Here is a 253-nt window from a genome sequence, read left to right as displayed (position 1 = left end):
TCCGGCGGCAGCAACCGCGCCACTGCCTTGTCCTTGAATGCTTGTCCGTATCTGGCCACTTCGTTCTTCTCTTATCGCCCCTCGGTTTCGGATTCTATCGAGGCGACAACTATTCTGACCCAGGGGGAGGCCGGCGTGGCGGTTGGGAAAGAGCAGCTCGGGATGGCGATGCGTCTGCCAGAAGCGGCGCAGCACCGCCAGGGTCGCACGGGGCAGCGGCACCAGGCGGTCCTTGTTGCCCTTGGCGTCACGG

At 64.4% G+C, this 253-nt stretch carries 1 protein-coding gene; it reads left to right on the top strand.

Features of this window, described 5'->3' with window-relative positions:
- On the top strand, window positions 1–253 hold a 253-nt coding region (locus I8J34_RS24450; RefSeq protein WP_214364222.1), incomplete at both ends, for a hypothetical protein.

It is taken from the genome of Denitromonas iodatirespirans (assembly GCF_018524365.1).
GTDB classification, from domain to species: Bacteria; Pseudomonadota; Gammaproteobacteria; order Burkholderiales; family Rhodocyclaceae; genus Nitrogeniibacter; species Nitrogeniibacter iodatirespirans.
Note: the sequence above shows the minus strand (reverse complement) of the source record. Positions and strands in the feature narration are given on the sequence as shown.